The organism is Helicobacter trogontum, from assembly GCF_000765905.2.
Lineage (GTDB): Bacteria > Campylobacterota > Campylobacteria > Campylobacterales > Helicobacteraceae > Helicobacter_A > Helicobacter_A trogontum.
The window spans coordinates 19,689-40,751 of record NZ_JRPL02000021.1 but is presented as its reverse complement, the minus strand read 5'-3'; the positions used below and the strand labels follow the sequence as shown (position 1 = coordinate 40,751).

Genomic DNA, 21,063 nt, shown 5'->3' with positions numbered 1-21,063 from the left:
AGCCATAAAATCGCTGTATGCTAAAGCTTTTTGATCATCTGTAAAGGCATAATCTGGCATATGTTTGATAAAGCTTTCTAGTGCATCTTTATAAATTTGGGAATTTATCTTAGAAAACCTTTTGTGCTTTTATGTCTGCTTATAAAGATATAAAATCTAATTTATTTCATTTAATTTGGTCAAGATACGTAAAAGTTTATAATCACTTTGCTTCTTCTTTTGTTTTCTTTTCTTTGTCCTTTAAACTTTCATACTTTTCGCCACTAAGATATTCTAAAGCTTTACGCACGACTGTCACCACGGTGTCAATACCACCTGCAAGACTAAACAACCAATATCTATGATGATATAGCCATTCTAACTCTTTTCCTCTTTTATCATCTTCATTATTGATTGGTCGTACCAAAAGTTGAGCTATGTCTAGCTCTTGATGAAAGATATAAGATTGTAAAGCGTCTGTGAAGTAATCGTGAAAAACTCTTGAATTAAAAATATCCTTAATTTCATCAATAGAATCTATTAATTTATCCATTGTCTCATAATTAAATTTTTCTAGTTGATTTTTACGATTAAGTTCTTCTATTTCCTGCAAAAACTCTACCAATTCCAAAAAGACACTTTCAACTTTTTCTTGTTGTAACTCACCATAATCAATCCAGTTTTGACAAATTTCAATCGCTTTTTCCATATTCTTTTTTGCATGTGCAGGGCTTGGGGCTTTAAGTTTGATTGGTTTTTTCTTTACTTTTGGGATGAGAGCACAAGCCTCTTTGAAGGGCATCTCGATAGTTCCACGTATCCTTGCTCCGCCCTCAGTAGCATTAATCACTTCTATTTTATAAGGCGTATTTGCTATGTCTTTTTCATAAAAATTTAAAAAAAGTTTCCATACTTCTGTGGTCTCTACTACACCACCACCACCATATTTTTCTACATAAATCTTGTCTTTTTTAGGTTTAATCTCATTTTCACCATAGACTGCACCTTTAGAATGGCTTGAACCATCTTCTCCAAAGGCTAAATCTTGTCCTATAATAATACAGCGTTTAAACTGCGAATGCACAACTAGCTCATACGCCATATTTGCCGCACTCATACCAATACCAAGATAGCCATACTCATAAAAGTTAAAAAGTGTTGTATATCCAAACGGACGGAAGCTAAATTGCTTTACACCTTTTTGTATCGCACGTATAGTATCCTCATGCACAATTGAAGTGAGAGAGAAGATTACACCTTCTTGTGCCTCCACAGGCGTATCTGTGTAGAATTTTGCACTTTCTTTTACCCTTTCTAAAGAAAACACAATATCTGGCTTTATACCATGCTTCGTAAGCACTGGAAAACTCGCATCGATACAAAAGAGTGTCGCATAGGGAGCAATTTCTTTAAGTGTATCAAGTTGCTTATAAAGACTTGGTCCTGTGGAAATAATAATTGCTGTATCCCTACCTTTAAGTTTGCTATGGATTTCCATGAGGCTTGGAGCATAGAGTGAATATTTCATGTTTTCAATATGTTGCTTTATTCCAACGATAGCATCTTTTGTATCATTACCAACACTAATCACGCCATGTTCAATGGCAGCTACAAAGTCTTTGTTAATTTTTAGAATCTCATCGCTATATTTTTCATAATAATTATTTGGCAAAAGCAAATCATAAACTTTAGAATACACTTTAGAGAATTTGTCCATGTCAAATAAGGAATTAATCATATTAAAGTTGCATTGTGGGGAATGTAACAAAATAAGTCGATTGCTTAAAATCTCTTCACTAAAATCAATGAGGTTAAGCACAATATAAATGATCTCTAGCTCTGGCTCAATTACTACAATGCGTTTTAAAATCTCGCTACCAAGCATCATGCGATATAAGATTCCATTGCCTAAACCATAGGCATATAAATATGGATAATAACGATATATTTCATAATTCTTCAATATTTCTAGATTTTCTTGTAAAGGATCGCCTTTATAAAGTGGAGTGTTGCTCTGTAGTTCAATGATATTAAAGTTTGCACTGTCATTTCCCATAAAGACTTCATATTGCGTATTTGTTTTTATTTCTAAAAGATTATAAAAAAGGAGTGGATCCCTAACGCTTAAAGCATGTAGGTTTCGTTCATAAATAGAGTTTTCATTGATCTGTGTTTGGGTTTTTTGTGAATCTAGATCTTGCATAACCATGCCAAGTGGCTTACATGCTGTTTCTTGCAATTCTTCTTTATCTATATCTTTATGTCCATCTTGTGACTTTTTTATTTTCCCTTGCTTTGCCATTTCTTCCTCATTGCATGAATTTGTGATAATAGTAAATGCTATTATAATATATTTTTGTAGATTATAAAATATAGACCTTTTAGCTGTATTTATGTTGGTATGAATTATGACTTATTATCTTATTTGTAAAGCTGTCATCATCTTCCATCGCTGCAAATCTATCATAAACCCTTAAATCACAAACGCAGTAACTTGCAATCTTCATTACACTTTATTTTACTCGAAATAACGCATAATTGTATAACCACCATCTTTTAAGTATTTGTCTTTTTGCATAAGTTTTAAATCACTTTGCATCATATCAGCAACAAGCATAGAAAGATTGTATTTTGGCTTCCATCCTAAAATCTTTTGTGCCTTACTTGGATCTCCAAGCAATAAATCTACTTCTGTAGGTCGAAAATAACGAGAATCAACTGCAACAACTTCCTTGCCAATAGGTAGTTTATAATCCCCATAACATTTTGCTACAACACCCACTTCATTTACACCACTCCCCTTAAACTCAATATCTATACCAACTTCTTTAAAGCTTAGTTTTACAAAGTCTCTTACCTCTGTTGTAATGCCTGTTGCAATGACAAAGTCTTGTGCCTTATCTTGTTGCAAAATAAGATACATCGCTTCTACATAGTCTTTTGCATGTCCCCAATCTCTTTTTGCAGAAAGATTCCCTAAATAGAGTTTATCTTGCAAACCAAGTGCAATTTTACTCACACCTCGAGTGATTTTCCGAGTTACAAAAGTTTCACCACGAATAGGACTTTCATGATTAAACAAGATACCATTACTTGCAAACATATTATATGCCTCTCTGTAGTTAATCGTAATCCAATATGCATAAAGTTTCGCACACGCATAGGGTGATCGTGGATAAAATGGTGTGTTTTCATTTTGTGGGACTGCTTGAACCAAACCATATAGCTCACTCGTAGAAGCTTGATAAATTTTTGTTTGATGCTCCATGCCTAGTATTCTAATTGCTTCTAAAAGTCTAAGTGTGCCTATACCATCAGCATTTGCAGTATATTCTGGTGTCTCAAAACTTACGGCTACATGACTCATTGCAGCAAGGTTATAAACCTCATCTGGTTTTACAACCTGCATAATACGTATAAGATTTGTGGAATCTGTTAAATCTCCATAATGCAAATGAAAGCGAACATCATCTGCATGAATATCCTGGTATATATGATCAATCCTGTCAGTATTAAAAAGCGAACTTCTACGTTTTATGCCATGTACCTCATAGCCTTTATTTAATAAAAATTCTGCTAAATATGCGCCATCTTGCCCAGTTATACCCGTAATTAATGCTACTTTAGCCATATAATTCCTTTAAACTTTGAGTAAATTTGATTATATCGTAAAATGTTTGTGTTTCAATACGGGGGTGGGGGCGATGAAGATAATAAAATATTACATGTCAAAAAATGCAAGTGGTTGGCATTCTACCGCAAACACACGTACATCCTTAAACTCTTCTTTAATAAGACTTGCAAGCATACTTGCTGCAGTATCATTTAAGTAAAGCTTAATAATAGCATAATTTTGTCGTCCACTTACTTGCTCTTCATCACTTAAAAGCATATTTTTTGCTGCATATTTCTTTGCTTCGATAAAAAAGAAATCATCATAACCATTTGCAAGCAACAAATCAATAACATTATCTTTTATTTCAAAACGCATATAAACATCAAGCATTATCATTTTATACCCCTTATTATAAATCTCATAAGCTTTCATCTTTTTAGAATCTTATCTTAGATAAAAACAAGATTTTACAAAATCAATATTCCCTATTTTACATTATAGATGAAGACTTTTATGATACGTGTATCAGTATATATATCATAGAATCTAGGTTGCATTCTCTAGAGGAAACAAAGAAACTCAAGATACAAACAAACTAGGTTTCACTACATTTATCTATATCTATCTTAACCAAGATGAAAATTCAAGATTCTTTATTAACTTTCTTAAATTTATATAGCCAACTAAGTGCAAAAAAGATTCTAAAATTCATCAATCCAAATCAATCATGTTTCATGATCAAATAACATCTTGTGGAGAGCTTAGAATCCCCCTCACTGCACTAGCAGCTGCAACTTCTGGCGATGCAAGATACACTTCACTTGTTACATGTCCCATACGACCTACAAAGTTTCGATTTGTAGTCGATACACATTTTTCATTTGCAGCTAAGATTCCCATGTGTCCGCCAAGACAAGGACCACAAGTAGGTGTAGAAACTACTGCACCAGCTTTAATAAACGTCTCTAAATACCCACGATTAATACACTCTAAATATATATTCTGTGTCGCAGGAATAATAATACAACGCGTATTTTTTGCAATTGTTTTATCTTTTAAAATCTCAGCTGTCACTTGCATATCACTTAACCTGCCATTTGTACAAGAGCCAATCACAACTTGATCAATCTTTATCTCACCCCACTCATCCTTTTCTTTTGTGTTTTCAGGTAAATGCGGAAATGCTACAGTATGATCTATGGAATCTAAATCAATGTCAAAAAACTCTTCATATTCTGCATCATCATCTGCTTTATAAATTCTAAACTCTTTGCTTGTGCGTGCTTTAGCATATTCAATAGTGATATCATCAACTTCAAAAATACCATTTTTAGCTCCGGCTTCAATTGCCATATTTGCGATACATAACCTATCATCAATGGTAAGATTTTTAAGTCCCTCTCCACCAAATTCCATACTCTTGTATAATGCCCCATCAACACCAATTTTACCAATAATATGTAAAATCACATCCTTACCACTTACATAAGGGCGTAACTTACCCCTAAGGTTAAATCTCATTGCTTTTGGAACTTTAAACCACGCCTCACCAGTTGCCATACCAACAGCCATATCTGTGCTTCCTACACCTGTGCTAAATGCTCCAAGTGCCCCATAAGTACATGTATGAGAATCTGCCCCAATGATTAGATCGCCAATGGTTACAATGCCTTGTTCAGGTAACAACGCATGCTCCACCCCCATATTCCCTACATCATAGTAATGTTTGATATCAAAATCATTTGCAAAGCAACGACATTGTTGGCTTTGTGTAGCAGCTTTTATGTCCTTATTTGGTGCGAAGTGATCCATTACGAGCGAGATCTTATTTTTATCAAAAACTTGTGTGAATTTTGCCTCTTTAAAAGCATTAATTGCCACAGGTGTAGTAATGTCATTACCAAGCACCATATCAAGCTTTGCTCGAATTAAATCATTTGCTTTAACCGATTCTAATCCTGCCCTATCAGCTAGAATCTTTTGACTCATTGTCATTCCCATATTTTCTCCTTTTTATCACTTTGTAATACTGTTAGATATTCTTGCAAAGGCAATGTATCCACTTTAGCACTAAAGATTGCAAAAGACTCTAAAACATCGCAACCACAATATTTAAACGTATTTGTAAGTGGTGATAAGATTGCCTCAAGACCATACCCATGATGCCCATCATAGCTCTCTTTTGCCCCACCTATAGTGACGACGATCTGAAACTTTTTGCCTTGTAAGACTTGAGAATCTTTGCTATATAAAATATGTGTCAAAACTTGGTCTTGCCACTCCTTCATGAGTGAAGGTGTGCCATACCAAAAGAGTGGAAATTGAAAGATGATTTTTTGGGAATCTCTTAAAAGTTTAATTTCAGATTCTACATCAATTACACCATCTTTGTAGGTTTCAGTAAGATTGTGAACCTTTAGATCTGAAAGCGTTTTAGCAGATTCTAATAATGCTTTATTGACTTTGGAGTTTTCCCAAAATGTATGTGAAAAAAGTAGTAATGTTTGCATAAATTTCCTTTTTTTATTGCGACATGGGCTATATTATAACATGTTGTTTTTTAGTTTTTTCTAAAAGATAGACTTTAAGTAAGATAACAACGTAAATATGTGAAAAGCATTTCACATATTCTACTCTACTAGATATAAGAATAAAAAACCCTACAATATAGCCTATTGATAATTATAACAAAATATATATTAGTAATATTACAATATAGTAAATATTGTAACTTCTTATGTAAGGCATAAAATACACTTGCAATCCAATATTTATAATAGAAGTATTCGTAAATTCCAACTATACACCTTATAATAATTCGATATCACGCATTTTGTATTCTCACTACTTTCTTAATCCTTAGATTTACAAAACTTATTATGCTAGAGGTCATATCAGCATTTTTTAATTACTGAAAGTATTACAAATAGAATCATTTTTATAGCTTGAGACTAGCTTTTTACAGATTTTAAGTATACAAGAGAAAACACATGTAAATATATCCTGCTATGTATCAAATGCTAAAATTTACATGTTTAGGATAATATTGTGTATTAAGTTTTTATAGAATAGAATCTAGTAATCTTTAGTCTAGTTTCTAAGGTTTGGATTCTATGTTTGTATTATGTGTGAATGCATAATGTTAAGATTGATACTAGATAGATGCTAGATAGATGCGATAGGGAGTTAGATATATGATATTAGCCGTTGTTATTCCTTGTTACAATGAAGAAGAGGTATTACAAGAAACCCATAAAATCATATCTAGAAAGTTAGAGCAGCTTATTGAATCTAAGAGTATTTCCAAGGAAAGCTTTTGTGTATTTGTAGATGATGGAAGTAAAGATAATACATGGGCAATTTTAAAGGACTTAAGTAGCCAAAATACCGCATTTACCCCCCCCCCCCAGATGTAGAACAAGCAGCTATAGATATTTCAACTGCTTCTTCAAATAATGAATTAAATAGTAAGTTAGTGTTTGATATTAAAAAGTCTAAAGAAAGTTGCATTAAAACTATCTCTTTAAAATTGTCTCGTAATTGTGGTCATCAAAATGCTCTTTTAGCAGGATTAGAATATGTGGCAGATAAATGCGATTGTGCTATTAGTATAGATTGTGATTTGCAAGATGATATTAGTGTAATTGATGAATTTGTAGCAAAGGCTAGGGCAGGTGCTGAAGTTATTTATGGTGTGAGAAAATCGCGACAAAAAGATAGCTTTTTCAAAAAGCATACTGCACTTGGGTTTTACAGGCTTATGGAGATTATGGGCGTTAAAATTATCTATAATCATGCTGATTATCGACTACTTTCAAGTAGGGCTATCCAAGCCTTACTTAATTTTAGCGAAGTAAATCTGTTTCTACGTGGTATTGTGCCTTTACTTGGTTTTAAAAGTGCGGTGGTAGAATATGATAGATTGGAGCGTTTTGCAGGTGAATCTAAGTATCCTTTAGGCAAGATGCTGTCTTTTGCTTGGAATGGTGTAACAAGTTTTAGCATTGTGCCCTTAAGGCTTGTGAGTGTGTTAGGTATTATATTTTTTATACTTTCAATTGCACTTGGTTGTTATGCACTTTTTGTGAAGCTTTTTACTGATGGTGTGGTGTATGGCTGGGCTTCAACGATTATTCCTCTGTGTTTTTTTAGTGGGATTCAACTTTTGAGTTTAGGGATTATTGGAGAGTATATTGGCAAAATCTATGCTGAATCTAAGCGGAGACCAAGATATTTTATTGAAGAAATAATCTAATCTCATTCTTATATACATTGTTTTTTATAATCTACTCTACAATTCAGGCTATCTTATGTATTTAAAGACTTAATATTTATGATGTTGATACAAAACAAATTATTGCTCAATCTATCATATCTTAGCGACACTCTATATCACAAATCATAATGTAATTATTAAGATGATTGATTTTGTTGCTACATCTTGTTTTACACCTCAAGATAATATTGTGTATTGGCTTGATATAAAAATCTAAAACTTTCAAGATAGCTTTCCATGCTTATTTCATTACTCATTTTATATGCTTTATCAAAGCATGTGCCATGATCTGGGCTTATGCGTAATATTGGAAGATTTAAACTCACATTAATACTTTTATCAAAATAGAGTGCCTTAAGCGGGGCTAATCCGCTATCATGATACATTGCAAGAAATACTTTATATTGTTTTCTATTATGTGGGATAAATGCAGAATCTGGTGCAATAGTGCCGATAAAAACTTCACTTCCAATTTCTTCATTAATAATTTTTATACACTCATCAATAATCCTATCCTCATGTCCCAATACACCATTATCACCTGCATGTGGATTAAGACCTAAAACCGCTATTTTTAGTTCTCTTGTGTCTTGTGACACAAGATTATGTTGCATTGAATCTTGTAGTTTTTCTTTTTGCTCTATAGAATTTTTTTCATCATAGAGCAGCCTTTTTACCAACTTTGCATTAATTAAATCTTGTTTTAATGTGTTTGATGATAAGTTTTGTAGTGATTCTGGTTGGATTTCATGTGGGCTTTTAGATGATAAGTCATGTTTTGTATTATTCTTTAATGTTTGTTCTTCTTGTGTGGGCATAAAAAGCAAACTATAAGCATGATAAAAATCTTTAAAAAACTGCAAAAGCCGCTCTTTTTGTATAGTACTTGCAACTTTGCTTAATGGAATATGATCGGTATAGAGTGCTACAAACATCTCCTTGCAACCAAGCATCATAATAGCCTCTTTTTGGAATCTGTGTCGTAAATATTGTGTATGTCCAGCATATTGTATACCAGCTAATTGCCATGCATATTTATGAATGGGGAGTGTAACAAGACATGCATTATGCTCTATGCTTAGCTCTAATGCTATCTCAAATGACTTAAAGCTATACAGTCCGCTTTTTGCACATATTTGTCCAGGCTTTATCGTTGCTTCTCCTTCAAATATATCTTGCATATTTAATGGATGAATATACATATCGTTTGGAATCTGAAAGCTCAATTTGTTTGCCGCATGTTCTAATATCTCAAAATCTATACAATAAATAGGCTTACAATATGTTGCAATTTCTGCATGATTGCGTAGAATAAGCTCAAGTCCAATCCCATTAATATCACCAACAGAAACATATACTAGCTTTTTTTGTTTTATAGTCCCAATTTGCCTTGTTTGTGAATCTTTAGAGTCATGTATTGAACTTTTAGCAGTATTTGTATAGGGATTTTTTCCATTATGCATACGCGCCTCTATTTCCATTGAATGTAGTGTTTTTCGCGTGCGTGTTATGGTAACATCTCTGCTATAATCTTTGAATATAGAGTTTTTTATCACATTTTTTTGTGCCATATGAGATTCTAGCTTGTTTATAGAATCTTGCCTTTTTGTGCCTGTATGTTCATGGTATGCTTGTTGCAGGGACTCTATAGTCTCAAGAGTTGTTAAGGATTGCAGTGTATTATTTAAATCTGTATTACTTGCATCTGTATTGATGTTATCTGTATGTAATAAGGCGTTTAGATTTTGATGTTTCATATTTCGCCCTTAGTGATTAAAAACAATATTGCTCAAAGTTTGATTTTAATATAGTTTGCCCCTTTTGCTCTTCGAATTCTAAAAGTTCTTTACCACAAAGATTATCATCCTCTATTCTTGTGTTTGTAATAGTTAGCTTTTTATCCCCATCCCAGACATACATTAGTACATATCCCATACGCTCATCATTGCTATCTGCTCTAAAGGCTTTATTTGTTCGCGGCAGTTCTTTATGCAATATGCTAACACCAAAGGCGTTTGTTGGATATGCTCTTACATATGCATTATATACATTTTCTAGTGTTTGATTTGGAAAGATAAAAGTTTCGTGTTCTTCGCTAGACTTGTAGTATTTTTTTACAAAAGCTTTTTTTTGTTCCAATGTTGTTAATTGTTGCGGATATAGAATCTCAAATAGTTTTATGCGTGTTGCCTCAAGTGGCATGAGATTATTATTACTCGATTCTGCAAAGCATTGAAATATTGTCCCACAACATAAACCCAAAGCACATACAATTTTCTTAAAATACGACATAATCTCTCCATTACTTTTAAAATAAGGCCTCCATTATAACGAAAATAAAACATTTTGTAGTATTTATTGCTATGATTCCATATTCATATCATTGTGAGAGGATATTATGCGGACTCTATTTTTTTATGGTGTTAAATTTTGCCTTGTGATGAGTGTTATTGTATTTTGTGGTTGCACTTTTTATGTGCTTGATCCACAATACTATAAGGCTAGAAAATATGCAAAAGATTATAGTGGTACATATGTGCTCAATAAAGAGCTATATGATGAGATTGTGCAAAAACAAAAAGATTCTAAGGCAAATAAAACTGAGAATCTAAAATTAGAAGAACAACTTTTTTCACAAATAAAGCATGGCAGAAATGAAGAGTGGCTACAAAAACGAGAATACTATTTAGAGCTCGCATATAAGCATAGTGGCTATTATAATGAAAAAAACGCACAAAGATTATTTGTGCTTGATACAATCCACAACAAAGAAAAAAAGGACAGAGTTTTAAGCAATGGAAATACCTATTATAATGGTGCATATAGCTATGATGGTGCAATAGAGATACCAGAATCTTTACGTATGAAAATTGGTGGCTTAACTACCAAAAATATGAAATTTCAACAAGTAGTTTATCCACAATTTTTCTACATCGATGATCATGGCAAAGCTCATCTTATATCTATTGGAATCTTGTATCGTTACGTAAATATTAATAGAGTGTATGGGTTAAAAGAAGATGCACATATTGAAAGTGTATTTGCTAATGGTGAATGGCTGTATTTGCGTAAAAATAAAGTGAGATACATAGATCTTGAATAATTACAAGAAAATTGCGTTGCGATAGATATATAACTTATTTTTGAAACACAATTCTATACCCTTGATATATTGGTAAATATGAACTATATGCCAAGATGTTTCATGGAAAATAGAGCTTAAATCAATTAGTTATTTAATATAAGTTTATACATAAACCCTCTTTATTTACCTTTAATTTATTTTGTATTTTAGTAGCAAATAGATGATAACCAAGAAGCAAAAATCAATGAGTTACGCAATCGTGTGCAGGTTTTGGAGAAGAAGCGTGATGGCGTAAATATAAATCTTATTATGTCTTTTACAGCTTTGCTCGTGGGTGTAGGGAGTGTTGTTTTGCAATTTTTGTAATGAACTTTTGTATTCAAGCCCATTCTTTGATATATAAAAATTTTAAAGCTTTAGTTATTTTTTTTTGATGTAAAAATGTAAATAAGATATCTTATAAAGTAAAGATTTTTAAAATCATTTATAATGATTTATTATGTGTTGATTTGATAACTCATCAAAAATGAGTAAAGTAGCATAGGAGATCTAAGTTCGCATATATTCTTCATATAGTTGCAGAGTTTAATCTCATCTCTTTACTTCCATAAAATAATGTTATGGGAGCTATGAAGTTTTGTGAAATAATCTTAAGGCTTTTTTGTTTATATTATCTGTGAATTGGATGAATGTTTAGAATATTTCTAATTGGATTGCTCTTATGATAGTTTTATGGGAGAGAATGTGTAGATATTTATGATGTAAGGAAGGCTAGTTAGGTTTTAAGATTAATGATAAAGTATTTAAACATTTACTAAAACAGATTCTAAATACAAATATCCAACAACGCTAAAAAATAACGCAGTCTATCTTATGATCTTAGATAAAACAAGGAATAATTTTAATATGCGTCTTTCCCAAGGCTAAAGAATACATAAGATTCTTATACCCTGTAATGCAATAAGTTTGAATTTCATGTAGGGCTTTTTATCCCCATGTTAATGTATGTGAAAATCCAACAAGAATTGTCTTGCCAAGAGATTCTGATTTCATCATATTGGTAAAACGCGGATTCTAGAATCTAGTTGTTCTTGTAAAACAGATTCAATGGCATAGAGTGTGCCTGTCGCACCACTTGCACAACCACTACATGCTCCAAGATAACGAATGTATACATCGATAAAGCCATCACTTGTATCTTTAATATCTAAAATCTCCATATCACCACCATCCATCATAAGCATAGGGCGAATATTAACATCAATTATTTTGTCAATTGCCTTTACTTTTTGCACCATTGTCATCTCAGCAAATGCAATTTCACCACCTTTATCAGCGACTTTTTTCACAGATTCTCTATCCATTTCAGCCCGCACATCTGCAAGTATGTCCACTAAATAATATTCTCTTGCTTCATGTCCACCAGGCTTAATGCAGCTTTTACAAAATGCTCCTGCCTTTGTATAATTAGTGATTTCCTCTACACTTTTTAAATCATTAAGCCTTATTACTTCTTTGATAGTAGATAGGCTAACCCTTGCACATTCACATACAATAATCTCGCTTTCAAAGTCTGCTGCGTCTTTGCCAAGATATATTCCTGCTGCTTTTTTGATGACATCATACGCCATAACTGAACAGTGCATTTTCTGTCCAGGTACTGCAGGAGTTTCAGGATCATCACGCAAGGCATGCTCGACATCAAGGTTTGTGATTTTTACTGCATCTTGCACTTTTTTACCAAGACAGAGTTCCACCATCATATCGCTACTTGCGATTGCTGTCCCACAGCCAAAACTCTTAAATTTTGCATCAATAATCACATCATTAGAATCTACGAGCCAATATAATCTTACCGCATCGCCACAAGATTCTGCACCATAGTCTGCAACAATAAGTTTTGCACCTTTTTCATCAGCATCTTTTTGTGTAAGCACACCCAAATGTGTGGGGTTATCCATTCTTTCACTTACTTTTTTTGAATATGCATCCCATAATGCACCGCCGATTAAGTCATTCTTTGCCATTTTCTTTTCCTTTATATTGTTCTTTATGTTAATTAAAATTCTGGATACATAAATTTAACTAGTTGGGTTTTTAAATATTACTAGATTTATGTCTGTAAAAGTTGAGCTTCATTGTCTTACTCCTTTCTTGCTGAAATTATATTTGAAAGATTGATATATTGCCCTTCAAGCTCCCTGCCCAGTAAGCTTACTAGGAATCTGATAATATCTTTTTGATAAGATTTGTAATTATCAAGTTCTGCACTAAAATAACCAAACCATAATTGTGTAAAATTGTTATCATCTTTAATTTTACACATAACAGAAACACCTACATTTTGTGTTACCAATACTTTTGTGTAGTAGTGTGTTATAGGTGTAGTAGTGGTGGTAGTAATCGTGCGACCTGGGTTGTAACCATTACTACTATATGTTCCTGGTATATATGTTCTGTTGTAGCTCGTATGGTTTGTGGTATAGCTATTCACAGATGAACTAGAGGAGATATCTTGAGAAAAAAATATTCTACAAACAGGATTTTTATCTGTATTGAATCCACTGACATTATATCCCTCTTCAGCCATAATTTCTCCCAACAAAAGAGCAAACTTTTTGTCTGATATGGTTGGATTATCTCCATAATATACGCCTAAAGTATCCTGTGGATCAAAGGGTACTTGTGGGTCAGCATCCGCAGAATAATATACAACAGTAGAACTACAACCAATCAAAAGAATATTAAAACATAATATTAATGGGTAAGTAAGAAAAAATCTAAGCATCATTCTTTCCTGTTTTTTTGTCAATACGGATTCTAGCAGTTACGGTATGGCTTTGCGTGTTTTTTATGAATGCTTAACTCATAAAACACAAAGGGCAATACAAGATTAGCTTTCATAGCTGCTAGAAATTGCTCTAAGCCTTGCTACTGCTTTTTTAAACACCTCAATGGTATAATCTATTTCTTCACTTGTAGTAAATCTACTCAAGGAGATTCTTACTGCTGTATGAGCCAGTTCCTTATCTGCACCAATAGCTACCATTACAGGGTTTGCCTCTAGATCCTCACTTGCACATGCACTACCAGTTGATGCAGCAATACCAGCTTTATTTAAATCCCATAACATTGCTTCACCTTCAATTCCTCGCACACTAATAAGCGTCGTGTTTGGGACACGATTTTCCCTTGTACCAACGACGAATACATCAGGAATACTTAAAAGTGCATCTTCTAGTCTATCTCTAAGTTTTCGTACCTGCGTAAGCTCAAAGTCAAGGTAATCTGTGGCAAGCTTCATTGCCTCACCCATACCAATGATATATGGGACATTAAGTGTGCCAGATCGTCTGCCACGCATATGTTCTCCGCCATGTAAAAGTGGGGTCAGCTCCACACCTTTTCTAATATATAATCCACCAACACCCTTTGGTCCATGGAACTTGTGTGCCGAAAAGCTTAGAAAATCCACATTTGCCTTTTTTACACTTATAGGGATTTTACCAATAGCTTGCACTGCATCAGTGTGGAAAAGCACACCTTTTTGTTTGCATAATGCACCAATTTCCTCTATAGGGAAAATCAGTCCAGTCTCGTTATTCGCCCACATTATGCTAACAAGCGCAGTATCATCACGCAAGGCTTCACGAACTTGCTCTGTAGTGATTGTACCTTGTGCATTGATAGGCAAATAAGTAACTTCCACACCAAGGGATTCTAAAAAGCCGCAAGTCGCTCTAACCGCAGGGTGTTCTACCTCTGTGGTGAGAATATGTTTCTTCCCTTTTTTTACAATTTCATCAAAATACACACCCTTGATCACCCAGTTATTTGACTCTGTTGCACAAGAAGTAATGATAATATCATCATTATCATCAGCATCTATACCAGCATAGAGTTTCTCTATTGCTTCAGTGATTGCTGGATGTGTTTCTGTACCATATTTATGCAAACTATTTGGATTTCCAAATTTTTCACAAAAATAAGGCTCCATCAATGCTTTAATGCTAGGATCTAGCATTGTTGTAGCATTGTTGTCTAAATAAATTCTTTGCTTCACTATTATCTCCTACTTTAAAGTTTCACCTACAGCAATATAGCAAAAGTGTGTTATTTTATCTCGCAAAATTGGCAGTTTTTAGGAAATATATTTAAATGTGTAAATATTTTACACATTTAAATATTGCACCAACGTTAGCATGGTTTCATATAGGCTATAATTATAATTTTAATAGCGACAAATAGTCAATGATTCTATAGGGAATATTACGCTACTTTTAAACGATTGAGATCTAAAACTCATAGAATCTATAATAAGATTTTTAAATAGTTGTATTGAATGAGATTTTAAAATATCTATTTTATGAATCTTTATTATGGAGTACCTTTGGCAATGTAATACCCATTTGTCCTTGGTATTTGCCTTTTTTATCTTTATAGCTTATCTCACAAGGCGAATCGCCCTCTAAAAATAATACTTGAGCTATGCCTTCATTTGCATAAATCTTTGCTGGAAGTGGCGTTGTATTTGAAATCTCAATAGTGATATGCCCCTCAAACTCTGGCTCAAAAGGCGTAACATTTACAATTATCCCACACCTTGCATAAGTGCTTTTGCCAAGACAGATAGCAAGCACATTGCGTGGCATTCTAAAGTATTCTATCGTGCGTGCAAGGGCAAAAGAGTTTGGCGGCACAAGGCAGTAGCCCTTTTCACTCGCATCGACTTCTACGACATTGCGTTCATCAAAGCTTTTAGGATCAACCAAAGTCGCACCGATATTTGTAAAAATCATAAATTCACTACCCACGCGAATGTCATATCCATAGCTTGATAGCCCATAGCTTACGATATTTTGCCCCACTTGCTTTTCACAAAATGGCTCAATCATACCCTTTTTACTCATCTCTTTAATCCATAAATCAGATTTTAAACCCATAATCACCCACTTTACATTTCTATAAAATAAACAAAAAAATAGCAGGAATTATAGCAAAAATAAAATGAGGATATATATGCTTATAACCTAATATGATGCACACTTTTATAGATTTTTATCATTTTTGAGAAATAACACTAAGCAAGATATAATGCAATAGAATCTGCAAGAAAAAAATCATTTGCATAAACTCGATCATTATATTCATAGCATAAATTATCATCGATAACATATTGCAATTTAGTCTGATTAAGCAGTTTTTTTTCTACACCTATTTCACTTCGAAAGCCCATAAAAATAGATTCAAAATGTAAATCATTTAGACTTAAATATTCTTTCTTTCTTTGAGTTGGATTGGCAATATATTGCTCTAAATTGGCTGGTGCAAAGTAACGTATTAAATCTACCCTACCAACAGAACTAGCCCCCACGCCAAGATATATATCTCCACGCCAATAGCCAAGATTGTGTTTGCATTTATTAACACGTGCAAAGTTTGAAACTTCATATTGTTTAAAGTTATTATTTTGTAGAAAATCACGCACAAATATACCAAAGCTTTCTTTAGATTGCAATGTATGGTCTTGTCTATCACCAAAACGAGAATGAGAATCTATACTTAAACTATATGCTGAAAGATGATTGATAGGTAATTTCAACGCAGATTCTAATTCATACTGCATACGCTCTTGTGTATCAAGTTTGCAATCATAAATTAAATCAAGGCTTATATTATCAATATGATTATAAGCGATGTCAAATGCCCTTGCAATATCATCATATGTATGAACTCTTTCAAGCATTTGTAATTTATCATTATGGAAGCTTTGCACTCCAATACTTAATCGATTTGCACCAAGAGTTTTTATCTCCTCAAGCCAAGTATGAGAAAGTAGGTTTGGATTCATCTCAAAAGTAATCTCACAATCGCTTGTGCATAATGGGAGCAGATGACGAAATATCTCTATATAATGCTTGGAATCTACAAAATTTGGTGTGCCACCTCCAACAAAAATGCTTGTAATTTGTTTCACACTGAAATGTTGTAAAGTGTATTTTATATCTTTTAATAATGCTTGAAAGTATGGCGTAATCATGTCTTCCTTATTCACTTGTGAGAAAAAAGCACAATACCCACATTTAGAATCACAAAATGGAATATGTATATATAGAAGCAATAAAAATCCTTTTATGTTAATGTATTTTTTAAAGACATGCTGCAGCCCCTAATCCTAACAATATCAGATGTGCAACATACTTAAGAGCACAATATAAGACTCTATATAATCTTTTAGCTAAAAGATTATATAAATTTTAGAATTTTTCTTAATTAATGTTTGCATGTTGAATAATTAGAAATATTAGCATGTAATATACAATATTTGAGTTTTACAGATTCTTAACAAAATAAAGCAGATAAATCTTACATTGATACCTCACAATACAAAATCAAAATTTTTATAAGGATATTATATGCGGAAAAATACATGTATAAATCATAGATTATTTCAGAATCTTATTGTATGCTGTTTGGCAATGTGTATATTATTTAAAGGCAATATCTTTGCAAATGAAATTGATAATTCATCTTTAAACTCAAAAACATTAGGAACACATTATAAAACATATGGACTAGTTTTTATTGTCCCACATGAAACATCAGATTCTCCAATAGCAAAGCTAAATGCAATCATAGGAGGTATGCTAAATGAGAAGCTGATTACATATGGCATCACTGATGCATTATTGAGGAAAAATATCCCTCATATAACCGTCTTGCATTTACACACAAATGATACAACATTGCCTGAAAAAATGCTAAGATTCATGCCAAAACCACCAAAACCTTTTACACTCACTCTTTCAGGATTTAGCCTAATAAAAGCAAGCAAAAATGCCAAAATGCCATGGTGGTTTGATATTAATGTAGTAAAAGATTCTGCCCTTGAGAGCATTATGCAATATAATTTTCAGGCTACCAAAGCTTTGACACCTTTGAGAAATTCGCCACTACCACGTGTAAGTGGTCCTATTTATGCAGATTCTAGCAAAGAGGCACAGGATCAAATTAGAGAACTAGGCGTTAGTGGTTTAAATCGAATTGTAAATGGTAAAGAAGAGAGAATGCATCGTCCTCATGTAACCCTTAGTTATAGTATGCAAGAGCTTCCAATCAAACTTGAACATGAACTTTTAGCATTAGCCAGTGAGTTTAACAATATTTTGGATAAAGGTATTAAGGCTGAATTTAAGACAATATCTATCGTTGAGCTTGGCATTGCAGGTAATGTTATGCGTGAGATTTATCGCATCGATTTATCAAGTGGAAAAGTTATGGATATAGCCAAAGAACTACAAAAGTAATTGTGATTGTTAGAACAACATGTTACATAGATAATAATGCTTCTATAACAACCAATAAGCAATCATTTACAGACTATTTTACTCAAAGGATACATCATGCGTTTTTATTATAAAATACCAAATATGCTACACATCTGTCTAGTGTATATTTTAGTAATATTTGCACATATAAAATATGTGTATGCTACCCCAAGTCAAACCACCCATATAACCCAACACAAAGATATTACAATATTGCCCATTAATAATGCAAAATTTCTTGCTGGACAGCGGTTTGACTTCCTTATTGAAATAAAGGATCCCACTTTAAATCCAGCAAATGCAAGATCTACAATACAGGCAACAATTAATGATAGGGATATTATAAGTTATTTTAATAAAAAGCCAAAAATATGGCGTGATGGCGACATACTATCTTATCGCATAGATTCTATATCTTTTAATGATACAGGATTTATAAAAGTTAAAGTGAAAACCCCTAATTCGCTTCGCATCGCAACATATGAAGTAGTTGATAATAAGGCTAATAGAAAGGCTAAAAATGTAATTTTACTCATTGGCGATGGAATGAGTTTGCAAGCAAAACAAATGGCTCGTATATTATCAAAAGGGATTAGTGAGGGTAAATATAATGATGTATTAGAAATGGAAAAGCTTGATAGAATGGCACTCATTACGACTTCAGGATATGATTCTTTGACAACAGATTCTGCAAATTCAGCCTCTGCATATGCCACAGGACATAAAAGCGTAGTGAATGCAATGGGTGTTTATGCAGACAGCACAATAAGTCCTTTTGATGATCCAAAAATAGAAAATATAACAGAAATACTAAAAAGGAAGACAGATAAAAGTATAGGGCTTGTAACTACAGCAAATATTACAGATGCTACTCCTGCTGCTTTTGTGGTACATACAAGAAGGCGGAGTGAGCAAAATATGATAGCACAGAGTTATTTGGATTTGAATATTGATGTGTTACTTGGTGGAGGATTGCAACATTTTATTCCAAAAGAGACGAAGGGTTCTAAACGTAAAGATTCTCTTGAACTTATAAAATTTTATAGGGATGCAGGATATGAAATCTCTAAAACAAAGCAAGAGCTACTCACACAAGCAAAGAGTGCTAAAAAGCTATTAGGTTTATATCATAATGATAACCTTAATGTATATTTAGATAGAGCAGTCTTAAAGAATCCAAAGGTTTTAGGTGAGTTTCAAAATCAACCCAGCCTACTTGATATGACAAATGCAGCTTTAGAAGTTTTAAGCAAAAATAAAAGTGGATTTTTTCTTATGATAGAGGGTGCTAGTATTGATAAACAACTGCATAAAATGGATTGGCAAAGAGCAACCTATGATACCATAGAGTTTGATCGGGCTGTCAAAATAGCAAGAGATTTTGCTACAAAACATGGCGATACGCTTGTCATTGTTGTGGCTGATCACGCACATGGTGCAAGTATTACTGGGACATATCATGAGCTTGATGGAAAAAGTGGTCGTGAGGCAGTGAGAACTTACGCACATTCAGTATTTCCTACCTTTGTAGATAATGATAATGATGGATTCCCAGATGATCCAAATCCAGATATTACACTCGCAGTGCAGTATGCAAATCACCCAGACTATAAAGCTGATTATCATTTTAAACAAGAACCGATGTCACCAACCATTAAACATCATGGAAAAAATATTGCAAACCCAAATATGAAGGGTGAAGAATATCGCGGTAATATTCCAACAGAAGAGGATCAAGAAGTGCATGCCGCTGATGATGTTGTATTGATGAGTGAGGGTGTGGGCAGCGAATATTTTAAAGGTGTTATGGATAATACTGAAGTTTTTTTTGCAATAATGAGAGCATTTGGAATTGATGGGCGATAGTATTTATATTAAGTGGAGTTGGCTTGATCTTATGTTTGTATTGAGTTGTTTGCCTTGAATTTTGTGTATTAAGGTTATAGAGATTCTGTATTTAAATGTATGAGGGAGTTGAGGTTTGATTTCACTTACTTACCTATTATTTTATTATGATAAAGCTTATCAACTAATTCACCTTGTTTTAAAAAAAAGTAATGATCACCCTCTAAAACATGTGTTTTTGCATGTGGCATGAGTGTGCAAATTATATTGAATGCATGTAATGGTGTAGCATCGTCTTCTTTACCCCAAAAAATCGTTGTTTTATGCTTAAATGATTTGTAGTGTGGTGCAAAGTCCTCTTGCACAACTTGTTTAAAGACTTCATACATTATAGGGCTTAAGTCCTTTGCATCATCAGCTCTTAGTCCATTAATCTGTAAAGGTAACTTTTTAAGCACTTTTGCGGCTGCTATTTTCATTTTTACTTTTAGTGGTTTTGGCAGTAAGATTCCAGCACTACTTAATAGTATGATTTCAGAATCAAGTAATAATGCTATTTTACCTCCAAAGCTGTGTCCAACAATGATGCGATTTTGTTTATCTATATTGCATGCTTGCAAAAAAAGATCAATAATATTTGCATAATCTTGTGTTGTTAGGAAGGTTTCATTTGTGCTTCCACCAAATCCAGGTAAGTCAATATAGATGTGGTTATATGTGCAAAAATATTTACCAAAGGCTAAGGTCATAAGCTCTTTGTTGCTCCCCCAACCATGTAAAAATACAATATAACGATCTGTGTTATTGTCTATCATGTGATAGGCGATGTGAAACTTATTGTCACGATATAGAATCTCTTTTGCTGCCATAAATGCTCCATTAACTCCAAAAATCTAATTTTAATACAAAAACGTTTTTTCTATCTATTTTTTTG

Annotated in this window: 18 protein-coding genes; 5 read left to right on the top strand and 13 right to left on the bottom strand. The window is 33.1% G+C overall.

Going from position 1 to position 21,063, the window contains the following annotated elements:
• Window positions 1-202: 202 nt before the first annotated feature.
• The 5 genes from LS81_RS08095 to LS81_RS08075 all read right to left on the bottom strand — a co-directional run bounded on the left by LS81_RS08095 (window position 203) and on the right by LS81_RS08075 (window position 6,105).
• The gene (locus tag LS81_RS08095; RefSeq protein ID WP_052096612.1) at window positions 203-2,182 is read right to left on the bottom strand and encodes a motility associated factor glycosyltransferase family protein; all 1,980 of its coding nucleotides are present in this window, start codon (window positions 2,180-2,182) and stop codon (window positions 203-205) included.
• 315 nt (window positions 2,183-2,497) lie between these two features.
• Entirely contained in the window at window positions 2,498-3,610 is a 1,113-nt protein-coding gene (gmd, locus tag LS81_RS08090) for a GDP-mannose 4,6-dehydratase (protein ID WP_034346687.1), read from the bottom strand.
• 90 nt (window positions 3,611-3,700) lie between these two features.
• A complete protein-coding gene (locus LS81_RS08085; RefSeq protein WP_034321942.1) occupies window positions 3,701-3,991 on the bottom strand; it encodes a DUF3240 family protein in 291 nt (96 codons plus the stop codon).
• Window positions 3,992-4,333: 342 nt separating this feature from the next.
• Window positions 4,334-5,596, bottom strand: a complete 1,263-nt coding sequence (leuC, locus tag LS81_RS08080; RefSeq protein ID WP_034346688.1) for a 3-isopropylmalate dehydratase large subunit — start codon at window positions 5,594-5,596, stop codon at window positions 4,334-4,336.
• Window positions 5,587-6,105, bottom strand: a complete 519-nt coding sequence (locus tag LS81_RS08075) for an NAD(P)H-dependent oxidoreductase (RefSeq protein ID WP_034346689.1) — start codon at window positions 6,103-6,105, stop codon at window positions 5,587-5,589. The genes leuC and LS81_RS08075 overlap by 10 nt, the downstream gene beginning before the upstream one ends.
• Before the next feature lie 684 nt (window positions 6,106-6,789).
• Here LS81_RS08075 and LS81_RS12370 point away from each other — a divergent pair.
• Both LS81_RS12370 and LS81_RS08065 read left to right on the top strand, forming a co-directional pair.
• Window positions 6,790-7,011: a glycosyltransferase gene (locus tag LS81_RS12370; protein WP_138069892.1), complete on the top strand. Its 222-nt coding sequence runs from the start codon at window positions 6,790-6,792 to the stop codon at window positions 7,009-7,011.
• A gap of 59 nt (window positions 7,012-7,070) precedes the next feature.
• Window positions 7,071-7,850 carry a glycosyltransferase gene (locus LS81_RS08065; RefSeq protein ID WP_267892478.1) on the top strand — a complete coding sequence of 260 codons (780 nt, stop codon included), beginning with the start codon at window positions 7,071-7,073 and terminating at the stop codon, window positions 7,848-7,850.
• 191 nt (window positions 7,851-8,041) lie between these two features.
• Here LS81_RS08065 and LS81_RS08060 read toward each other — a convergent pair whose 3' ends face one another.
• Both LS81_RS08060 and LS81_RS08055 read right to left on the bottom strand, forming a co-directional pair.
• Window positions 8,042-9,628: a 4-hydroxythreonine-4-phosphate dehydrogenase PdxA gene (locus LS81_RS08060; protein WP_052096513.1), complete on the bottom strand. Its 1,587-nt coding sequence runs from the start codon at window positions 9,626-9,628 to the stop codon at window positions 8,042-8,044.
• Window positions 9,629-9,644: 16 nt separating this feature from the next.
• Window positions 9,645-10,163, bottom strand: coding sequence for a hypothetical protein (locus LS81_RS08055; protein WP_034345781.1), 519 nt, complete (start codon window positions 10,161-10,163; stop codon window positions 9,645-9,647).
• A gap of 106 nt (window positions 10,164-10,269) precedes the next feature.
• Here LS81_RS08055 and LS81_RS08050 point away from each other — a divergent pair, with 106 nt between their 5' ends.
• Entirely contained in the window at window positions 10,270-10,974 is a 705-nt protein-coding gene (locus LS81_RS08050; RefSeq protein WP_034345783.1) for a hypothetical protein, read from the top strand.
• A gap of 1,034 nt (window positions 10,975-12,008) precedes the next feature.
• On the opposite strand, the gene LS81_RS08045 is transcribed toward LS81_RS08050, so the two are convergent.
• The 5 genes from LS81_RS08045 to hemW all read right to left on the bottom strand — a co-directional run bounded on the left by LS81_RS08045 (window position 12,009) and on the right by hemW (window position 17,077).
• On the bottom strand, window positions 12,009-12,983 hold the full coding sequence (locus LS81_RS08045) for an iron-sulfur cluster assembly scaffold protein NifU (protein ID WP_034345786.1): 975 nt from the start codon (window positions 12,981-12,983) through the stop codon (window positions 12,009-12,011).
• Window positions 12,984-13,099: 116 nt separating this feature from the next.
• On the bottom strand, window positions 13,100-13,744 hold the full coding sequence (locus LS81_RS08040; protein WP_138069891.1) for a hypothetical protein: 645 nt from the start codon (window positions 13,742-13,744) through the stop codon (window positions 13,100-13,102).
• Window positions 13,745-13,849: 105 nt separating this feature from the next.
• A complete protein-coding gene (locus LS81_RS08035; RefSeq protein ID WP_034345791.1) occupies window positions 13,850-15,019 on the bottom strand; it encodes a NifS family cysteine desulfurase in 1,170 nt (389 codons plus the stop codon).
• Between the two features lie 301 nt (window positions 15,020-15,320).
• On the bottom strand, window positions 15,321-15,899 hold the full coding sequence (gene dcd, locus LS81_RS08030) for a dCTP deaminase (RefSeq protein ID WP_034345794.1): 579 nt from the start codon (window positions 15,897-15,899) through the stop codon (window positions 15,321-15,323).
• A gap of 137 nt (window positions 15,900-16,036) precedes the next feature.
• A complete protein-coding gene (gene hemW / locus LS81_RS08025; protein ID WP_034345797.1) occupies window positions 16,037-17,077 on the bottom strand; it encodes a radical SAM family heme chaperone HemW in 1,041 nt (346 codons plus the stop codon).
• A 295-nt stretch (window positions 17,078-17,372) separates the two neighbouring features.
• Between hemW and LS81_RS08020 the strand changes: the two genes are divergently transcribed.
• Window positions 17,373-18,263 carry a hypothetical protein gene (locus tag LS81_RS08020; RefSeq protein WP_034345800.1) on the top strand — a complete coding sequence of 297 codons (891 nt, stop codon included), beginning with the start codon at window positions 17,373-17,375 and terminating at the stop codon, window positions 18,261-18,263.
• Window positions 18,264-18,359: 96 nt separating this feature from the next.
• Window positions 18,360-20,150 (top strand): alkaline phosphatase, encoded by a 1,791-nt coding sequence (locus LS81_RS08015; protein ID WP_081955909.1) that lies wholly within the window; start codon window positions 18,360-18,362, stop codon window positions 20,148-20,150.
• A gap of 125 nt (window positions 20,151-20,275) precedes the next feature.
• On the opposite strand, the gene LS81_RS08010 is transcribed toward LS81_RS08015, so the two are convergent.
• On the bottom strand, window positions 20,276-20,998 hold the full coding sequence (locus tag LS81_RS08010; RefSeq protein ID WP_034345802.1) for an alpha/beta fold hydrolase: 723 nt from the start codon (window positions 20,996-20,998) through the stop codon (window positions 20,276-20,278).
• Between the last annotated feature and the right edge of the window lie 65 nt (window positions 20,999-21,063).